This window comes from Luteibacter rhizovicinus, from assembly GCF_004342265.1.
Lineage (GTDB): Bacteria > Pseudomonadota > Gammaproteobacteria > Xanthomonadales > Rhodanobacteraceae > Luteibacter > Luteibacter rhizovicinus_B.
In genome coordinates this window covers 270,651-288,267 of sequence record NZ_SMCS01000006.1, presented here as the reverse complement: position 1 = coordinate 288,267, position 17,617 = coordinate 270,651, and the positions used below count along the sequence as shown (strand labels likewise).

The window sequence follows — 17,617 nt, the reverse complement described above, 5'->3', positions numbered from 1 at the left end:
ACCACCGGATCGGAACGATTGACCTTAATGAACCGGCGTAAGGTGTAACCCATGTCCTGGCACACCTGTTACCTATGTCCCGGCACGGAACACGTGCGCCGGAATGACGGAAAGGGAACCGAACGGGGAGATACCTGGAGCGGTGCATGTATCGCAACTCACTCAAACCCTTCGTAATCCCCACGCATCGTCCCCAGATACGCCTCGAGATTCCGTCCCGGACCGTCGTCGAATGTTTCGCCCGACACACGGCAGGCGTCGATGCGATCGGGCCGGAAGTTACGGAAACCCTGCCGCATCCGGCACCAACTGCCCAGCGTCCAGGCGCCGCCCCAGAACGAAAGACATAACGGTTCGACTTCGCGAACGCTGGTACGGCCTTCGCCGTCGCGATAGTCCAGGCAAAGTACGCTGCGCGCCACGATGGCCGCGTGCAGCTGATCCAGCAACACAGCGACCCGGGTCTGGAAGGCATCGCGCCAGATCGGCGCGTAAATGCGCGACTGCGCCGAACGCTCGCGCAGGTCGGGCGGAAGCACGGCCTCGATCTTGATCAGCGCGGACTGCGCCTCGCGGGCAAGGCGCTCGCCGGCGAAAGCGCGTACGAAACGCGTTCCCGTCACCAGCGCCTCGAGTTCGTCGGCGGAAAACATCAGCGGCGGGATATCCGAGCCCTTGCGAAGCACGTAGCCGACGCCGGCCTCGCCTTCGATGGGTACGCCGGAAAGCTGAAGATCGGCCACGTCGCGGTAAACCGTGCGTAGCGAAACCTCCAGCGTGGCTGCCAGCTGGCGCGCGGGCAAGGCTGTCCGCCTGCCACGTAGCGCATTGATGATGAGGAATAAGCGGTCGGCTCGACGCATTCGATGATCTTTGCGGAAGAAACGGGAAGAAGCCAGCGCCGGAAGGCATGCGCCACGAAGGGGAAAGCCCGTTTCACAAATGCCTCGTCTCGCCGGGCTGGTTGCGCCAGTTGTCGTGCGCGCCATCCGCGTACTGAACCGGCGCGCCCAGCAATTCGGCCGGATCCAGGTCGTCCAGGCACGCGAGATTGATCTGCACGTAGTCACCGCCAATTTCCTCGATATGTCCGTGATGGAACGAATGGACACCGCACGTCTTGCAGAACAGGTTGTGTACGGCCTTGGTATTGAACTGGTAGTCGATCAGATGCTCCTCGCCTGCCAGCAGACGGAAAGCCGCGGGTTTTGCGATCTGGCCCCAGATGCGCAACTTCCCGCAGATCGAGCAGTTGCACTTTTCCGTACCTTCGGCGAGATCCAGATCGGTCTCGTAACGAACGGCACCGCACTGACAGCTGCCGTGATAGGTCTTCTTCATCGGGCGATTCCTTTGGTCCGTGCGTAAATGCGAAGCGTGGAGGCCGTGCTCGCCCTTGCGGGGCGCACGTTGCGACGCTCGGCCGGCGGTACGTCGTCGCTCGTTTTTTCCGCGAAGCGATACTGTCCGTCGAAGAGCAGGCCGCGCTGACCCAGCGGCGCGTAAGCGATAGCGAGACGTTCGAGAAAGCGATTCATCTGATGTCTCCTCAGGCGATGGCCGGGGTGCCGTGTTTGAACAGCCGGTACCAGTCCTCCCGGTCCGACGGGTCGTACAGATCCAGCGCGGCGATGACTCCCCTGGCGAATTCCACGCTGCCGTGCTCGCTGGCGCAGAAGTAACGTTCCTTGCCGGCCAGGTGCGCCATGGCGAGCATGGCCGTACCGCTGGCGGCGACCGTGCCTCCGGCGTCGTGAATGCGCTGGGCCGCCGCTGCCACGTAATCCAGTCGACCGCGCTCCCACGAGTGGCCGCCGGGCAGAATCGCCAGCGCGGCGCGCGCCGGTTCCAGCGCATCCAGCGTCTCGTCGGGCGTCACCCGAAGACCGCTGGCCGACTGCACCGGCGTCATCGACTGCGCGACGACCCGGACCCGCCAGTCGCAAGGCCGCCGGATCTCATAGAGCGCCAACGCCGTCTGCCAGTCGGCGAAACCATCGAACACCAGGAAATACACCGCGTCGCGCATGACCGTTCCCTCTCCCTAACCGTGGAGTAAGAGTCTGAGGGGGTGCTACTGACAACGTACTGTCAGCAGTGCCTCTGGCGCTGTTCACCCGCCACCCGGACAATGCTGCCTTTCGCGCCAGGAATCCGTGCCGCCCATGTCCAGACCCATCTCGCTGATCCAGTTCCTTATCGAGGAAAAACGCGCGGGGCATATCAATGCCCAGCTGAGCCTGCTGATCGAGGTCGTCGCGCGCGCCTGCAAGCGTATTTCGGTCGCCACGGGCAAGGGTGCGCTCGGCGGGGTGCTCGGCAACGCCGGCACCGACAACGTGCAGGGCGAAGCCCAGAAGAAACTCGACGTCATCTCGAACGAGATCCTGCTGGAAGCCAACGCCTGGGGCGGTCATCTGGCGGCCTGCGCTTCGGAGGAAATGGAAGATCCACAGCCGATTCCGGATATGTATCCGAAGGGCAACCACCTGCTGCTATTCGATCCGCTGGACGGTTCGTCGAACATCGACGTGAATGTCTCGGTGGGCACCATCTTTTCGGTGTTGCGTTGCCCGGACGACGTTACGGAGCCGAAAGTCGACGACTTTCTCCAGCCGGGCACCGAGCAGGTCGCGGCCGGTTACGTCGTCTACGGACCCAGCACCTTGCTGGTGCTGACCTTCGGCCACGGCGTGCACGAGTTCACGCTGGACCGCGAGCACGGCAGCTTCGTGCTGACGCGCCGTAACGCCATGATTCCGGCGGAAACCAGCGAATTCGCCATCAACATGTCGAACCAGCGTCACTGGGAAGCTCCGGTACAGCGCTATATCGGCGAACTGCTGGCGGGCAAGACCGGTCCGCGTGGTCGCGACTTCAACATGCGCTGGGTCGCCTCGATGGTCGCGGATGTCCACCGCATCGTGACCCGTGGCGGCGTCTTCATCTATCCCATCGATGCCAAGATCAAGGCCAGTGGCGGCACCGGCAAGTTGCGCCTGATGTATGAAGCCAACCCCATGGCGTTCATCGTCGAGCAGGCCGGCGGCGCCGCCACGACGGGTCGCGAACGGATCATGGATCTGCAGCCGACCGCCCTGCACCAGCGCGTGCCCGTGTTCCTCGGCTCGAAGAACGAAATCGAGATCGCCACGCGTTACCACGTCGAAGCGGACGATACCCGCGAGTAAATGCATGGAAGACGCGCGACAACCTGTCGCGCGTCTCATCCCCGCCATGTTTCGGCCTGCGGCGCGCCGCGTGCACGCCCGATCATCCGGCATCACCGACGCTCTGTCCCAAGGCCATCCCATGCCGTTCCGCTCCGCCCGCACCTGGCTTCCTGTTCTGATGACGGTGCTCCTCAGTGGGTGTTTCGGCACGAAGCCGGACACGACGCCCGCTACCACGCTTCCCGTCCTTAGTCCGAAACCGCGTATCGGCCTCGCGCTGGGCGGCGGTGCGGCGAAGGGCTTCGCGCATATCGGCGTTATCAAAATGCTGGAGGCCAGCGGCATTCATGTCGACGTGGTCTCGGGCACCAGCGCCGGCAGCGTCGTCGGGGCGATGTATGCCAGCGGCATGGATGCGTTCGCGTTGCAGCAGCAGGCTTTCGCACTCGACGAATCGAAGATCCGCGACGTCCGCTTCTTTTCCGGCGGACTGGTCCAGGGTCAGAAACTCGAAGACTACGTCAACGAACTCGTCCACCACCTGCCGGTAGAAAAGCTGCGCACACCGTTCGCCGCCGTGGCCACGGAACTCGAAACCGGCGAACGGGCGATCTTCGTACGCGGCAACACCGGTCAGGCCGTGCGCGCATCCAGCAGCATCCCCGGCGTTTTCGAGCCGGTGGAAATCGGAGGCAAGCATTTCGTGGATGGCGGCCTGGTCAGTCCGGTCCCCGTGGATGCCGCACGTCAGCTCGGTGCCGACATCGTCATTGCCGTGGACATCTCGACCAAACCCAGCGGCAGCAATCCTGGCAACATGGTCGGCATCGTCGGCCAGTCGATCACGATCATGGGCAGAAAGCTGGCCGAGCAGGAACTGGCGCGCGCGGACATCATCATCCGTCCCAAGGTCGGCATGATCGGTCCGACGGATTTCGATCAGAAAAACGTGGCCATTCTGGAAGGCGAACGTGCGGCGCTGGCCGCCATTCCCGCGATCCGCGCGAAGATCGCGGAGAAGACAGCGGCCATGGGTCAGCCGCCGGCACACTGATTACACGCTTGAAGACCCCAGGCTGATCGCCGCCTGGCGACCGGCCACGAGGATTTCTTCCGATAGCGCCGGATCGTCGACGGCGCGTGCCAGCGATATCGTGCCCACCATCGACGCGAAGATGGCCATGGCCAGCGCACGACGCTGTTTCGGCTTCAACGTATCGGGAAGGTTCTCGCCCACGAATTCGACGACATCGCCGAACCCTTCGGTGAAGGCCGCGCGCGTCGCATCGGGACGGCGGCCGATTTCGGACGAAAGCGCCGCCGCGGTGCAGCCGCGTTCCGGATGGTCGCGATGCTCCACGCTGAGATAGCCGGTCACCAACGCCTTCAGCCCATCGCCGCGCGATGCGGCGACGCGGGCTTTCAGGCGATCCAGCGTCGACTCGAAACCGTCTGAAAGGCTCTCGCGAACCAGGTCTTCCTTCGATGGGAAGTGGTTGTAGAAACCACCCTGCGTCAGGCCCACCTCGTTCATCAGGCTGACGACGCCCACGGCTTCGATGCCTTCGGAACGGAAACGCCCGGCCGCCGCCTCGAGGATTCTCTGGCGGGTGATTTCTTTATGGCCTTTGTCGTAGCGCATGTTCGCGACTCCACTCGATCGGGCGATTGTACGGCCGCCCTGCGTCTCTTGCGTTTTGGAATGATGGGTATCATATTAGATTATGACCATCATTGCAAAGGCGCCGAACGCCTTTCCGACCTTCCTGAATCACGAGGCTTCACCATGAAAATCCAAGGTTCCGTCGCACTGGTTACCGGTGCCAATCGCGGTCTCGGCCTGGCCTATGCCAAGGCGTTGCTGGCAGCCGGCGCGTCGAAGGTTTATGCCGGCGCGCGCGATCCCTCCACCGTGCCCGATGTCGGACTGATATCCGTGCAACTCGACGTGACCGATCCGGCCAGCGTCGCCGCTGCGGCTGCGGCATACGGCGACGTCCAGATCGTCGTCAACAATGCGGGTATCGCTTCGGGTCCTGCCGCCCTCGCCAGTGCCGAAGGCACGGCCTCGCTGCGCAATGTGCTGGATACGAATCTCTACGGCGTCCTGTCCGTCAGCCAGGCGTTCGCACCGATCCTTGCACGCAACGGCGGCGGTGCGCTGGTGAATATGTTGTCCGCGCTTAGCTGGACGAGCCTTTCCGGCATCGCTGCCTATTCGGTCTCCAAGTCGGCCGCGTGGGCACTGACCAACGGTCTTCGCAACGAGCTGCGTCAGCAGGGCACGCTGGTGATGGCCGTCCACGCCGGATTTATCGACACGGACATGGTCCGCGCCGTGAACGCGCCGAAGATCAGTCCCGAAGATGTCGCTGCCCGGGTCATGGAAGGTCTGGAAGCGGGCGCCGAAGAGGTACTTGCCGATGACACGTCGCGCGCGGTGAAAGCCGGATTCAATGCTACGCCGGCCGCTTATCTGGCTCCCTGGGCGTGAACGCTGTCGCCGCCGATGTTCGCCCCCGTCGCACGCGACGGGGAGTCCTTTTGCTCGGCGTCGCGCTGGTCGCGACGTTGGGCGCGGTGGTGTGGGGCTGGCACTGGTGGACGCTGGGACGCTTCCTCGCCACGACCGACGACGCATACGTGGGCGGCGACATCACGGCGATCGCACCGAAGGTCGCCGGCTTCATCGACGAAGTACGCGTAACGGATAACCAGCGGGTCCATGCGGGCGAATTGCTGGTGCGGCTCGACGATCGCGACTACCGCGCCCAGGCGGAACAGGCTGCGGCGGCGGTGACATCGGCGCAGGCCGCCATCGCCAATCTCGACGCGCGGCGGCACCTGCAGTCGGCGACCATCGACGAGACACGCGCCGGGACCTTCGCCACCGCCGCCGAAGTCGTTCGTGCGGGAACCGATGTCGAGCGTTACCGGCACATCGTGGGTAGCGCCGTATCCAGGCAGGTACTCGATCAAGCCGATGCCACGCACAAGAAAAGTCTCGCGGACGACGCACGTGCGCGCTCGGCCGTGAAAGCGAGCGAGCGCCAGCTCGACGTCATCGATGCGGAGCGCAGCCAGGCGGTCGCGACGCTCGCGCAGGCGCAGGCGGCCTTGCGCGTCGCCGAGCTCAACCTGGAGCACACGCGTCTCGTGGCGCCTATCGACGGCGTGGTCGGCAATCGCTCCGCACGCCCCGGTGCTTACGCGACGATTGGCGCCCAGTTGATGTCCGTCGTGCCGGCGTCGGGCATGTGGATCGACGCGAACTTCAAGGAAAGCCAGCTCGCCGATATGCACCCGGGACAGCACGTGGATATCCGCGCGGATGTGTTGCCCGGAGAGCGCTTCGACGGTCGCGTCGAAAGCATCGCGCCGGCCACGGGCGCGCAGTTTTCGTTGCTGCCTCCCGAAAACGCCACGGGCAACTTCACCAAGATCGTCCAGCGCGTGCCGGTGCGGGTACGGCTGGAAGGCGCATCGGGCACGTTGGGTCGGTTGCGCCCGGGGCTTTCGGTTATCGCAACGGTCGATACGCGCGACGCTCCGCGATGACGTCGACGATCGCCGGCATGCCGGAGTCGCGCAAGCTGCTCCTGTTCTCGTTGATGGCGCTGGGCCAGTTCATGGCCCTGATGGATATCCAGATCGTCGCCAGCTCGATCAACGATATCCAGGCAGGTCTCGCGGCCGGTCCCGACGAATCGTCCTGGGTGCAGACCGCCTACCTGATGGCCGAAATCGTCATGATTCCGCTGTCCGGCTGGCTGTCGCGGGCATTCTCCACGCGCTGGCTGTTCACGGCCTCGGCGGCGGCGTTCACCGTCACGAGCGTCGCCTGCGGACTGGCGTGGAACATCGAATCGATGATCGCGTTCCGCGCCATCCAGGGGTTCGTCGGCGGCGCGATGATCCCCACGGTCTTCGCGACAGGCTTCGCGCTGTTCGAAGGCAAGCGGCGTGCCATGGTGCCCGCGGTGCTCGGCATTCTCGGCGCACTGGCGCCGACGATCGGCCCGACGCTGGGCGGTTACATCACCGACACGTGGTCCTGGCACTGGCTGTTCTTCATCAACATTCTCCCCGGCATCGTCATCGTATCGACCATTCCCATTCTCGGGCGCGTCGACGAACCCGATCCCGGCCTGATGAAGCACTTCGATTTCATATCGCTGATCTTGCTCGCCATGTCGCTTGGTGGACTGGAATATGTGCTGGAAGAAGGCTATCGCTGGAACTGGATGGACGACGAGACGATTCGCGGCGTCGCGTGGATCGCCGGTATCTCGGGTATCGCTTTCATCGTCCGCACGCTACGCAGCGTGCATCCGCTGGTGGACCTGAAAGCATTGCGCAATCCCACGTTCGCACTGGGATGCCTGTTCAACTTCGTCACCGGCTTCGGCATCTTCGCCGCCGTTTACGTGTTGCCTCTGTTTCTTGCACGCGTGCGCGGCTTCAATGCCCACCAGATCGGCAATGCGGTATTCATCGCGGGCGTCGCGATGGTCGCATCCGCACCGATCGCCGCGAACCTGTCCAGACGCCTGGACCTGCGCATCATGATCGCCTTCGGCCTGTGCATGTTCGCCGCGGGTCTGTGGATGATGTCGTTTATCGCGAGCGAATGGACGGGTGCCGAACTCTTCTGGCCACAGGTGGTACGCGGCTTCGCCATCCTGTTCTGCATCGTGCCCGCGACGAACATGGCGCTCGGATCGGTGGCGCCCGAGCGCCTGAAGATGGCCAGCGCGCTGTTCAATACGATGCGCAATCTAGGCGGCGCCGTCGGTATCGCGGCGGTGAATACCGTGCTCAACGATCGCCTCAACCTGCACTGGCTTCGTCTCAACGAACACATGACCGGCGCCTCGGCGACGATCGGCGGCATCCGGCAACACCTGATCCAGCATGGATCGGACGCGACGCAGGCCGGCGAGCAGGCCATCGCCATGCTCGCCCGTCTTGTCCGGCGCGAAGCGACGACGCTGGCTTTCGCCGACGTACTCTGGCTTATGGCCATGCTGTTCGTCCTTGCGCTGCCGCTGGTGCTACTGGTCAGACCGGTAGGGGCGCCAACCCCGGCACAGCAGGTCGACGCCCATTGATGCCGGTCAGAAGTTCAGGCGTACGCCAAGCGTCGCGCTGAAACCCCGGAAGCCTGTGCTTCCGATGCTGCCCTGATAATCGCCTTCGCCGTAGACCGACCAGTCGGTGGCGAAACGATATGTGCCGCCTGCGCCCACCCGGTACTGCGTGCCGGGACGCCCCAGTTCGAACGCGTAGTCGGTCGTGCCGTCACCCGCGGTCAGCGACTGGCGGCGACCCACGGTATGCAACAGGTCGGCGCGCAGATAGGGCGCGAACACCGGATCGGACATGCGCCCGGCACGAATGCCGATGCGATGCGTGGTCTGACTGGCGGAAGTTTCGTCCACCGCCACACCGTCCTTATCGTCGAAAGCGCGTAGCCGCACCGACTGCCAGCGTGCCTGGACCTGCGGCTCGAGCGTCCAGCCGTTTCCGATAGCAAACGGATAGCCTGCCTCGACGGAAGCGAACACCTGGGATGCGTGCAGACGCGCCACGTCTTCGCCGCGCAGATCGGTACCGACGTCGCCGCTGAAGCGACGCCCGCCGAGAATGCCGTCCACGTACATACCGCCAACATCCTGCCAGGTCAGCCACGCGGACACGCCACTGGCGTCGTAGCGTGCGTGACTGCGGCCGTCGGCGGCGGAAGGCGTGACACTCGTCGTGCCCTTGTCGATGGCCCAGCCCGCGCGCAGTACGGATGTATCGGCGGCGAACGAGAGAATGCTTCCACCCAGCTGGAGCGTGTTGTTCTGCTGGCGAAACCCATAACCGTAACGGTTGAAATCGAGGTCGCTGCGATAGGACTGGCGCGATCCGATATAGCGAACGAACATCTCGCCGCCCGTATGACTTCCCGGAACGACGTTGCGAATCTCGCCGAGTCGCTGGTGCAGCGTGTCGGTTACCTGGCCGCCATAGGCAAGGAAGGCGGTGGGCGCAACGAGGTAGGAAGGCAGCTGCGGCACCACCGCCGGACGGCCCTCGTCATGCCCGGCGCCATTGTCGCCTTCGCCGGGATCCGTGGGATCCGTGGGATCGCATGGCTTACCTTCGCACAGGAAGGTATTGCCCAGACGATAGTCCCACTGTATCGGGCCACTGGCCAACGCGCTCTGCGACTGACTGGCCTCACCGGGACCGAACGCTTTAAGCACGTATTGAAAGGGACCGGCGGCAACATAACCGCCACGCAGGGCGAACGCATCGGCGCGAGATGTACCGGCCACCTGAACCAGCGACAAGCCTTCGGTCGCGTCTATTTTTCCGTCGCGATTCGAATCGGTCCATGCACCGCTGCCCTGCGCGGCGACATCGATCAGGGTCGTCCCGGTCGTGGTGACATTACCTTCGATCAGGACGCGGTCCGATGCATCGGGCAAGCCGGATGTGTCGCCCAGACGCGCACGCATACCGATGACGCCGCCGCTGCCGGTGAGGTCATTGGCAAGCGTCAACGTCGAGAAACCGCCAACGGGGCCGGTAAAGGTGGCGTTGCCGTCGAGGGCAAGATGAGCCGCCGTGGAATCCGCCGCGATATTCCAGCGACTGGTTCCGTCGATGGAGATGTCGGCAAGATGATTCGCGGCACCGGACCAGACCGATCCTTCGGCAACGAACACGGAAGCGCGTGCGCCCGCATCCGCGATGGCATCGCCTGTTACGTTGCTACGCACGAGTTCCAGTACGCCATCGGCGCCGCTGGTGGCGTGAAGCATTGTCGTTTCGCCTTCGAGCCGCGTATTCTCCGCGCGCACATGGGTGGAGCCGGCGCCCAGGCGAATGGCGGGGCCGAACGTGCTGTAGACCCTGCTGTCCACGATATCGACACGTGTCGGGCCTGCCGCGCCACCTTCCACCGTAATACCCGCAGCCTGTTCGTATTCAACGCCTACGGTACTGCCGTTGACTATGCGTACCGTCGATCCGTTCGTCGCGTGCAAGGCACCGATGCCGGAGTACAGCGAGTACACATTCGTCGCGTCCAGCGTCACGTTCGCATTATCGGCGTAAATAGCGCTCGCGGTTCCGTTGGACGAAACATCGGTGGACGACAGATTGACGATACCCGAATCGGTGGCGCGTATGCCGAAGGCGCCGTCGCCCGACGTGGTAATCGACCCGCCCGAGTAAATCGCACTCGTACCGCTACCGGCTACATCCATGCCGTGCGACTGCGCACCCGTGGTAACGATGACCGAACCGGCGATGTTGGCGCGCGCGCCATCCTGAACGAACAATCCCACGGAGCGATCGCCGCCCGTGGTGATGAACGTTGCCTGCGCGGTGACTTTACTGCCTTGCCCTGTCGCCGAAATAGCGTGCGCATCGGTTCCGCCCGTGCGTACATCGACTCCGCCGGCGAAATCGATGGAGGCGCCACCTTCGATGCGCGCGCCATACGAACCATTTCCCAGTGTAGCGATATTCGTTTTGCTGACTGTCCCTCGCGTACCCGCACCGGACAGGCGAACCGCGTGGGAATCCACGCCGGATGTCTGGACGTGCATCGGGCTACTGATATCGTTGCCGGTAATCGAGATCTCGCCACCGGACGTGGCCGAAACCGCATGTGCCTGCGAGCCTGTCGTGGCGATCTGACCGCCAGCGACAGTGACCGACGAACCGGCGCCTTCACTGCTTATACCGAAAGCGCCCGCGCCGCTGGTCGTGAGGATCATGTCGTCGACGGCATTGATAACGCCGCCACCATGTGCGCGGAACGCATGGCCAGGCTCGCCATCCGCTGTTGTCGTATAGGTTCCGGCGGCTGGTGTGAGGATTTCGGTCGGTCCCGCAACCACCTGTTGAGCCGAAGCATATGAGAAGGGTGCGAGTGCGGCTGCCAGAGCGAGCACAAGCGAACGACGCGGCAGAACGCCGCTCCTGTTGTCCGTAGACATGGATATCTCCTGGGAACGATGCGCGGCGTGGGGACGCCGCGTTTTTGGGGATCGCCATCGTTACCGGGAGGCAGGCACCAAAATAGTGCCTGATTCTGAAAGTGAGCTATTTCTTATAGCGCTCTTTTCTTCGCGACATCGTCGGGTGTGACCGTTCCCTGTTTGTTGCCGAAGTGCGCGATGACGTAGTTGGCGAGCGCCGCCACTTCGGTATCGGTGTAGGCATGACCGAATGCCGGCATGTACACATCGGTATCGTTCACGCGCATCTTGACGCCTTGCAGGATGGCCTGCGTGACATTGGCGCCCTTCGGATCGTTCACACCGCGCGTGCCGATAAGGCTCGCGCGCGACACCTGCTGGCCAGCACCATTCCACTGATGGCAACTCGCGCACGCGCCTTCGAACAAACGAAGTCCCATGGCGTTGGCGGCATCGTCGCCACCGGGTGCGGCATTCGTCGAGGCCAGCGCGGCGACCGGCCTGGCATCGATGTCGACCGGATGCTTGCCCTCACGCGCCGGCACGGTACGCAGGTAGGCGACCAGCGCGGCCGTGTCTTCGGGCGTGAGGAATTGCAGGCTATGTGCAATCGCCTCGCCCATCGGGCCCGATGCCGACGCATGTCCATCTGCATGCCCCGTCCGCAGGTATTGCGCGACCTGATCGTCCGACCATCCACCGATGCCGTACTTCGGGTCCGACGTGATGTTGTACGCGCGCCAGCCCTGGAGTTCCTCACCCGCCAGCGCGTTGCTGTTTTCCAGCCCGAAGCCGATGTTGCGCGGCGTATGGCATTCGGCGCAGTGACCCAGCGCCCCCGCGAGATACGCGCCGCTATTCCATTCGGGCGATTTCGACGCATCCGCGACGAAGCGCTGACTGCGGAAGAAGGCCGCGTTCCAGAAGCCCATGGCCCAGCGTTGATTGAACGGGAAGGACAGATCATTGTCCCGATCGGCCTGCTTCACCTTCGGAAGGCTGAAGAGATAAGCCTTGATCGCCAACACATCGGCGCGGCTCAACTGCGTGTACGACGTATACGGAAACGCCGGATACAGATGCTTGCCATCGTTGCGCACACCCTCGCGCACGGCGCGCACGAAGTCGTCGTCGCTCCAGCCGCCGATGCCGGTTTCCGCATCGGCGGTGATGTTGCTGGAATAAATCGTGCCGAACGGCAGCTTGAAGGCCACGCCACCCGCGAATGGTTTGCCGGTTTCGGGAACGGTGTGGCACGCGATGCAGTCGGCGGCCCGCGTCAGGTATTCGCCTCGCGCGAGCACATCGGCGGTCGCCGGCGCGCCGGCAATGGCCGGCGCGGCACCGTCGTTCTTGTCCGTGCGATTAAGCAGGAAATAGGCAACGGCGCCCAGCACCACCACGATGACGATAAATCCGAGGAAGCGTTTCATGCCTGCGTTCCTCCCGCCACGACCGTCGCCGAAGCGACCGTCTGTTTCAGTGCATCCGGACCGGCTATCAACAGCGAACGGTCGACGGGCAGCTTATGCAAGCGCACGCCCGTGGCCGCGAAGATGGCATTCGCAAGCGCCGGTGCGGCGATGGCCGTACCGACTTCACCGATGCCTCCGGGCGTTTCGTCATTGTCGATGCGGTGCACCTCGACCAGCGGAACCTCGTTCATGCGCAGGTTGCGGTAATCGTGGAAATTGCTTTGTTCGATAGCGCCGTCCTTCACGGTGATGCCGCTGTATAGCGCGGCGCTCAGGCCGAACAGCAGTCCACCCTGCATCTGCGCTTCGATGGACCCCGGATTGATCGCGATGCCGGTGTCGATGGCTACGACGAAACGCCGGAGTTTCACTTCTCCCTGTGCGGTGACTTCCACTTCCGCAATCGCGCAGACATGACTTCCGAAGGGCGACCCGACGGCGATGCCGCGACCCACGCGCGCCGGCAAGGGCTGCGAGCCCCAGCCGATCTTTTCCGCCGCGAGATTCAGCAGCGCCAGAACACGCGGGTTTTTCTGCAACATGGCACGACGGTATTCGAGCGGCTCCTTGCCTGCCGCATGCGCCAGCTCGTCGACGAAACTCTCGACGATGAAAAGGTTATGCGTCGGACCGACGCCACGCCACCAGCCGACTACCAGGCCATCGGGCATATCGTGGCGGACCCATTCCACATGGACGTTCTTCAGGTCGTAAGGCAGGTCCGCTGCCGATTCGATGGCGTCGCTGTCCATGCCGTTCTTGCCCATGGCACCGGGTGCCCAGCGCCCGAGAACGGTTCCGCTGGTAATGCGATGCCGCCAGGACGACGGCAGGCCATCGGTTCCCAATGTGGCGGAGATGCGGTCGTAGTACATGGGCCGCACGATGTCGTGACGGATGTCTTCCTCGCGGCTCCACACGACCTTGAGCGGATAGGACACGTTCTTTGCCAGCCGCACGGCCTGTTCGACCGAGTCCGTTTCCAACCGGCGTCCGAATCCGCCGCCGATGTAGTGATTGTGCAGAATCACTTTTTCGACAGGCAGGCCGGTAATTTTCGCGGCGGCCTCGACGGCGCGCACAGGCACCTGCGTGCCGACCCAGATCTCGCATTGACCGGATGTGACATGCACCGTGGTATTCAACGGCTCCATCGTCGCGTGCGCCAGCATCGGCGACAGGAACACCGCGTCGATCGCCTTGCCCGACACGTTCTCTTCGCCATCCTGGCGACCGACGATCGCCTTGCCGTTGAGCGAGGCATCCATAAGATCGGCGACCAGCTTCTCCGTGGTCAGGTTGGCGTTCGCACCGGGATTCCACTCGATATCCAGCGCGTCCAGGCCCTGCTTCGCGGCCCAGTAATGCTCGCCCACCACGGCGACGGCGTTATCGATGCGAATGACATCGATGACACCGGGCATGGCCCGCGCCTTCGCATCGTCCACGCGGCCAAGCTTTCCGCCGAACGTCGGGCATGCCTTCACCGCGGCGATCTTCATGCCCGGTACGCGCACGTCCAGACCGAACTGGGTCGCGCCAGTGACCTTGTCCGGTGAGTCGACACGGCGCAGTGGCTTGCCGATCAGCTCGAAATCCTTGCGTGCCTTCAGCTTCACCTGGGCAGGCTGCGGCAGTGCGCCCGCGGCATCGGCGACGGTGCCGAAACCGATCGTGCGACCGGACGGTACATGTGTAATGACGCCGCGCGATACCGCACAGCTTTCCGGCTCGACATGCCACTGCGCCGCCGCCGCCGCGATAAGCATCTCTCGCGCCACCGCGCCCGCTTCGCGCAGCGTCTGCCAGGTACCGCGCGTACTGGTCGAACCGCCGGTGATCTGACCGCCAAGCAGCGGCGTGCCGTAAAGCGGTTCGTTCGGCGGTGCATGCTCCGCCTTGATCTGGTCGAGGCCCACGCCGAGTTCCTCGGCGAGCATCATGCAGGCGCCCGTATAGATCGCCTGCCCCATTTCGACGTTCGGCATCACCAGACGGACGCTGCCATCCTTGTCGATGCGAATGAATGCGTTGGGAGCGAAGGGAGGATTGCCATCGGCCGCCGCTGCCGCGGCATCGTCCGGCTGGCGGCGAGCGTTGATGGCGGCGGCAACCTTGCCCGCTCCGCCCATCCACAAAAACGCGATGGCCAGTCCACCGCCAGCCACCTGAATGGCCTTGCGCCGGCCAAGATCGATGTCGTTCTGGCGCTCATTCCGATATGTCGGATCGACGATGCTCATGGCGCACCTCCGGCCGGACCGCTCACGATCGTCTGCATGACTTCGGGCTTGCCGGTCGCGGCTTGCTTGATCGCCGCACGAATGCGCACGTACGTGCCACAGCGGCATATGTTTCCGGACATCGCCGCGTCGATATCGGCATCGCTGGGATTGGGCGTCCGGGTAAGCAGCGCCGTGGCGGACATGATCTGTCCCGACTGGCAGTAGCCGCACTGGACCACATCGACATCGAGCCAGGCCTTCTGGACCTTCTGCCCCTCCGGTGTCTCCCCGATGGCCTCGATCGTCGTGATCGCTTTCTGTCCGATGCTCCCGACGGGCATCACGCAGGATCGTATCGGCTGGCCGTCCAGATGGACGGTACAGGCACCGCACTGGGCGATGCCGCAACCGAACTTCGTGCCGGTCAGACCGACGACGTCCCGCAATACCCAGAGCAAGGGCATGTCGGCGGGAACGTCGACCGTACGGTCTTCGCCATTGACGCGCAGTACGAACATAGCTGTCTCCGGGGTGTTCAGATTATCGGCCTGTGCAGGCACTTCCGACGAGCATATGCCCCTGCCGGCCGGGTTTCTATGTAAAAAAGTTCATATCTGGAAGCACTTGTCGTTGAGAAACCCCGTCCCGATGTCTTAACGACGATCTTCCCCTCCCAAGGATCAAAAACATGGCAACCCAACCCAATGCGGCGGCATCCGGACAATTCCTGATCGGCGGTGACCTTAAGGTCAACAGACTCGGCTTCGGTGCCATGCGCATCGTGGGCAAGGGCATCTGGGGCAATCCCGAGAACCCCTCGCGCGTACGCGAAACGCTGGCGAAGCTGCCCGACCTCGGCGTCAACCTGATCGACACGGCGGACAGTTACGGGCCTTACATCAGCGAGGACCTCATTCGTGAAGTCCTGCATCCTTATAAAAATACGGTGATAGCGACGAAAGGCGGCCTGACCCGCCATGGGCCGGATATCTGGGCGCCGGTCGGCCGTCCCGAGTACCTGCGCCAGTGCGTCCTCATGAGCCTGCGCCGCCTCGACGTCGAACGGATCGACCTTTGGCAGCTGCACCGCGTCGACCCGAAGGTTCCGCGTGAAGAACAGTTCGGCGTCATCGCCGATATGCAGAAGGAGGGCCTGATCCGGCACGTGGGCCTCAGTGAGGTCAACGTCGAGGAAATCGAAGCCGCCCGCAAACATTTCGACGTCGTCACCGTCCAGAACCTGTACAACCTTGCCAATCGCCAGAGCGAAGAGGTGCTGAACTACTGCGACAAGCACGGGATCGGCTTCATCCCCTGGTTCCCGCTGGCGGCCGGCAAGCTCGCCACGCCCGACTCGGTCCTCAGCCGCATCGCCGAACGCCTGAAGGCCAGCAATGGCCAGGTGGCGCTGGCATGGCTGCTGAAGCGCTCGAAAGTCATGCTGCCGATTCCCGGTACGGGCAGCGTCGATCACCTCATCGAAAATGTCGGCGCGGCGGATCTTCAGTTGAGCGACGAGGACTTTGCGGCGCTTGAGGCGGCGGCTAAATAAGCTCCTCTCACCGTCACCTCTGCGCAGGCGGGGGTCCAGAGCGGTGCAACGGATTTTCGCGACGTCGCCTGTTGGCGCTCTCGAACCCAGACCATCCGCACCGCACCTCTTCCATACGTGATCGCCCTGGGCCCCTGCCTGCGCAGGGGCGACGGTGAGGCTTCGGGAAACGACGTCAGCGCAACGGATTCGCCTCAACGCCCTCATTCGTAATGACAACCGGTTTGATAAAACCCTTATCGTCGAAATACATCCGGTCGATCGACGTCACGCGATGATTCGCCTCGCTGTCGCCCAGCGGACGGCGGTGATAAACGATGTACCAGCTATCGTCCGCTGCAACATGGATCACCGAATGATGGCCCGCACCGGTGGCAATCTTCGGGTCCTGCTGCAGCACCTTGCCAATCCGCCGGAAAGGCCCGAGCGGTGAATCGGCGATGGCATAAGCCACCGAGTAGTCGGGCCCGGTCCAGCCCCCTTCGGACCACATCAGGTAATACTTCCCGTTGCGCAGGAACATCACGGGGCCTTCGACGTAATGCTCCGGCGTAATCTCACGGTAAGTACTACCGTCGTCGAGCGGCACGACACCGGTGAAGTCGGACTTCAGCTTCGCGATGTTCGCGTGCTTCCAGCCGCCGTAAATAATGTAGTACTGCCCGTCGACGTCCTTGAACACGAACTGGTCGATAGGCTGCGCGCCGTGGTGGAAAGCACCGATCAACGGCTTACCTAACAGATCGCGGAACGGTCCTTCGGGCTTATCGCTTACCGCCACGCCGATACCTCCGACCTCCTTGTCGCTCTGGATGTCGTTGGCCGAAAAGAAGAAATAGTACTTGCCGTCCTTCGCCACCAGCGCCGGAGCCCACATCGCCTTCTTCGCCCAGCGAACGTCCTTCGCTTCGAGCACATGCCCGTGCTTCGTCCAGTGCACAAGGTCCGGCGACGAGAACGCGTCGAAGAAGGTCTGCTCGCCGTAGCGCGCCGACCAGGTCGGGTATATCCAGTACTGCCCGTCGAAGATCGCGGCTTCGGGATCGGCGTACCAGCTAGGGAAAACCGGGTTACCGCTCCGTTGCTGCGTTGCAGCCTGAAGACCGCCGATTGTCGTGGCGAACAGGAGCAGGCCTGCGATAAATGCTCTCGGGCCGATCGTCGAACTCATGAACGTCTCTCCATCGTCTCGAAGCTTTTATGTTATCCA

At 63.4% G+C, this 17,617-nt stretch carries 16 protein-coding genes; 6 read left to right on the top strand and 10 right to left on the bottom strand.

The window, feature by feature from the left end:
• Positions 1 to 158: 158 nt before the first annotated feature.
• From EC912_RS15630 to EC912_RS15615, 4 genes are all read right to left on the bottom strand, one after another.
• A complete protein-coding gene (locus tag EC912_RS15630) occupies positions 159 to 863 on the bottom strand; it encodes a helix-turn-helix transcriptional regulator (protein WP_132145720.1) in 705 nt (234 codons plus the stop codon).
• Positions 864 to 936: 73 nt separating this feature from the next.
• Positions 937 to 1,341, bottom strand: coding sequence for a GFA family protein (locus tag EC912_RS15625; RefSeq protein WP_132145718.1), 405 nt, complete (start codon positions 1,339 to 1,341; stop codon positions 937 to 939).
• Positions 1,338 to 1,538 carry a hypothetical protein gene (locus EC912_RS15620; protein ID WP_132145716.1) on the bottom strand — a complete coding sequence of 67 codons (201 nt, stop codon included), beginning with the start codon at positions 1,536 to 1,538 and terminating at the stop codon, positions 1,338 to 1,340. The genes EC912_RS15625 and EC912_RS15620 overlap by 4 nt, the downstream gene beginning before the upstream one ends.
• An 11-nt stretch (positions 1,539 to 1,549) precedes the next feature.
• Positions 1,550 to 2,029, bottom strand: a complete 480-nt coding sequence (locus EC912_RS15615) for a DJ-1/PfpI family protein (protein ID WP_132145714.1) — start codon at positions 2,027 to 2,029, stop codon at positions 1,550 to 1,552.
• Between the two features lie 136 nt (positions 2,030 to 2,165).
• On the opposite strand from EC912_RS15615, the gene EC912_RS15610 reads away from it, so the two are divergent.
• Both EC912_RS15610 and EC912_RS15605 read left to right on the top strand, forming a co-directional pair.
• Complete coding sequence (locus EC912_RS15610) at positions 2,166 to 3,191, top strand: class 1 fructose-bisphosphatase (protein ID WP_132145712.1); 1,026 nt, start codon at positions 2,166 to 2,168, stop codon at positions 3,189 to 3,191.
• 121 nt (positions 3,192 to 3,312) lie between these two features.
• On the top strand, positions 3,313 to 4,227 hold the full coding sequence (locus tag EC912_RS15605) for a patatin-like phospholipase family protein (RefSeq protein ID WP_132145710.1): 915 nt from the start codon (positions 3,313 to 3,315) through the stop codon (positions 4,225 to 4,227).
• Here the strand turns inward: EC912_RS15605 and EC912_RS15600 are convergent, their stop codons facing one another.
• Positions 4,228 to 4,815: a TetR/AcrR family transcriptional regulator gene (locus tag EC912_RS15600; protein WP_132145708.1), complete on the bottom strand. Its 588-nt coding sequence runs from the start codon at positions 4,813 to 4,815 to the stop codon at positions 4,228 to 4,230.
• 144 nt (positions 4,816 to 4,959) lie between these two features.
• Between EC912_RS15600 and EC912_RS15595 the strand changes: the two genes are divergently transcribed.
• Genes EC912_RS15595 through EC912_RS15585 form a run of 3 tightly spaced genes read left to right on the top strand, consistent with a single transcriptional unit; the run spans position 4,960 to position 8,284 of the window.
• Complete coding sequence (locus EC912_RS15595; RefSeq protein ID WP_132145706.1) at positions 4,960 to 5,667, top strand: SDR family oxidoreductase; 708 nt, start codon at positions 4,960 to 4,962, stop codon at positions 5,665 to 5,667.
• Positions 5,664 to 6,731 (top strand): HlyD family secretion protein, encoded by a 1,068-nt coding sequence (locus EC912_RS15590; protein WP_243649309.1) that lies wholly within the window; start codon positions 5,664 to 5,666, stop codon positions 6,729 to 6,731. The genes EC912_RS15595 and EC912_RS15590 overlap by 4 nt, the downstream gene beginning before the upstream one ends.
• Complete coding sequence (locus EC912_RS15585; protein ID WP_132145702.1) at positions 6,728 to 8,284, top strand: DHA2 family efflux MFS transporter permease subunit; 1,557 nt, start codon at positions 6,728 to 6,730, stop codon at positions 8,282 to 8,284. Before EC912_RS15590 ends, EC912_RS15585 begins: the two co-directional genes overlap by 4 nt.
• Positions 8,285 to 8,290: 6 nt before the next feature.
• Here EC912_RS15585 and EC912_RS15580 read toward each other — a convergent pair whose 3' ends face one another.
• The 4 genes from EC912_RS15580 to EC912_RS15565 all read right to left on the bottom strand — a co-directional run bounded on the left by EC912_RS15580 (position 8,291) and on the right by EC912_RS15565 (position 15,373).
• Entirely contained in the window at positions 8,291 to 11,173 is a 2,883-nt protein-coding gene (locus EC912_RS15580; protein ID WP_132145700.1) for an autotransporter outer membrane beta-barrel domain-containing protein, read from the bottom strand.
• A gap of 113 nt (positions 11,174 to 11,286) precedes the next feature.
• Positions 11,287 to 12,588 (bottom strand): c-type cytochrome, encoded by a 1,302-nt coding sequence (locus EC912_RS15575; protein ID WP_132145698.1) that lies wholly within the window; start codon positions 12,586 to 12,588, stop codon positions 11,287 to 11,289.
• A complete protein-coding gene (locus EC912_RS15570; RefSeq protein WP_132145696.1) occupies positions 12,585 to 14,873 on the bottom strand; it encodes a xanthine dehydrogenase family protein molybdopterin-binding subunit in 2,289 nt (762 codons plus the stop codon). Before EC912_RS15570 ends, EC912_RS15575 begins: the two co-directional genes overlap by 4 nt.
• Entirely contained in the window at positions 14,870 to 15,373 is a 504-nt protein-coding gene (locus EC912_RS15565; RefSeq protein ID WP_132145694.1) for a (2Fe-2S)-binding protein, read from the bottom strand. Before EC912_RS15565 ends, EC912_RS15570 begins: the two co-directional genes overlap by 4 nt.
• A 170-nt stretch (positions 15,374 to 15,543) precedes the next feature.
• Here EC912_RS15565 and EC912_RS15560 point away from each other — a divergent pair, with 170 nt between their 5' ends.
• On the top strand, positions 15,544 to 16,407 hold the full coding sequence (locus tag EC912_RS15560) for an aldo/keto reductase (RefSeq protein WP_132145692.1): 864 nt from the start codon (positions 15,544 to 15,546) through the stop codon (positions 16,405 to 16,407).
• A gap of 175 nt (positions 16,408 to 16,582) precedes the next feature.
• On the opposite strand, the gene EC912_RS15555 is transcribed toward EC912_RS15560, so the two are convergent.
• Complete coding sequence (locus tag EC912_RS15555) at positions 16,583 to 17,578, bottom strand: glycoside hydrolase family 43 protein (RefSeq protein ID WP_132145690.1); 996 nt, start codon at positions 17,576 to 17,578, stop codon at positions 16,583 to 16,585.
• Positions 17,579 to 17,617: the final 39 nt, after the last annotated feature.

Coding starts and splice junctions, on each gene's coding strand:
- EC912_RS15580 (WP_132145700.1), bottom strand. CDS start 11,173: ATGTCTACGGACAACAGGAGCGGCGTTCTGCCGCGTCGTTCGCTTGTG.
- EC912_RS15615 (WP_132145714.1), bottom strand. CDS start 2,029: ATGCGCGACGCGGTGTATTTCCTGGTGTTCGATGGTTTCGCCGACTGG.
- EC912_RS15570 (WP_132145696.1), bottom strand. CDS start 14,873: ATGAGCATCGTCGATCCGACATATCGGAATGAGCGCCAGAACGACATC.
- EC912_RS15605 (WP_132145710.1), top strand. CDS start 3,313: ATGCCGTTCCGCTCCGCCCGCACCTGGCTTCCTGTTCTGATGACGGTG.
- EC912_RS15620 (WP_132145716.1), bottom strand. CDS start 1,538: ATGAATCGCTTTCTCGAACGTCTCGCTATCGCTTACGCGCCGCTGGGT.
- EC912_RS15565 (WP_132145694.1), bottom strand. CDS start 15,373: ATGTTCGTACTGCGCGTCAATGGCGAAGACCGTACGGTCGACGTTCCC.
- EC912_RS15595 (WP_132145706.1), top strand. CDS start 4,960: ATGAAAATCCAAGGTTCCGTCGCACTGGTTACCGGTGCCAATCGCGGT.
- EC912_RS15610 (WP_132145712.1), top strand. CDS start 2,166: ATGTCCAGACCCATCTCGCTGATCCAGTTCCTTATCGAGGAAAAACGC.
- EC912_RS15625 (WP_132145718.1), bottom strand. CDS start 1,341: ATGAAGAAGACCTATCACGGCAGCTGTCAGTGCGGTGCCGTTCGTTAC.
- EC912_RS15630 (WP_132145720.1), bottom strand. CDS start 863: ATGCGTCGAGCCGACCGCTTATTCCTCATCATCAATGCGCTACGTGGC.
- EC912_RS15555 (WP_132145690.1), bottom strand. CDS start 17,578: ATGAGTTCGACGATCGGCCCGAGAGCATTTATCGCAGGCCTGCTCCTG.
- EC912_RS15600 (WP_132145708.1), bottom strand. CDS start 4,815: ATGCGCTACGACAAAGGCCATAAAGAAATCACCCGCCAGAGAATCCTC.
- EC912_RS15575 (WP_132145698.1), bottom strand. CDS start 12,588: ATGAAACGCTTCCTCGGATTTATCGTCATCGTGGTGGTGCTGGGCGCC.
- EC912_RS15560 (WP_132145692.1), top strand. CDS start 15,544: ATGGCAACCCAACCCAATGCGGCGGCATCCGGACAATTCCTGATCGGC.
- EC912_RS15585 (WP_132145702.1), top strand. CDS start 6,728: ATGACGTCGACGATCGCCGGCATGCCGGAGTCGCGCAAGCTGCTCCTG.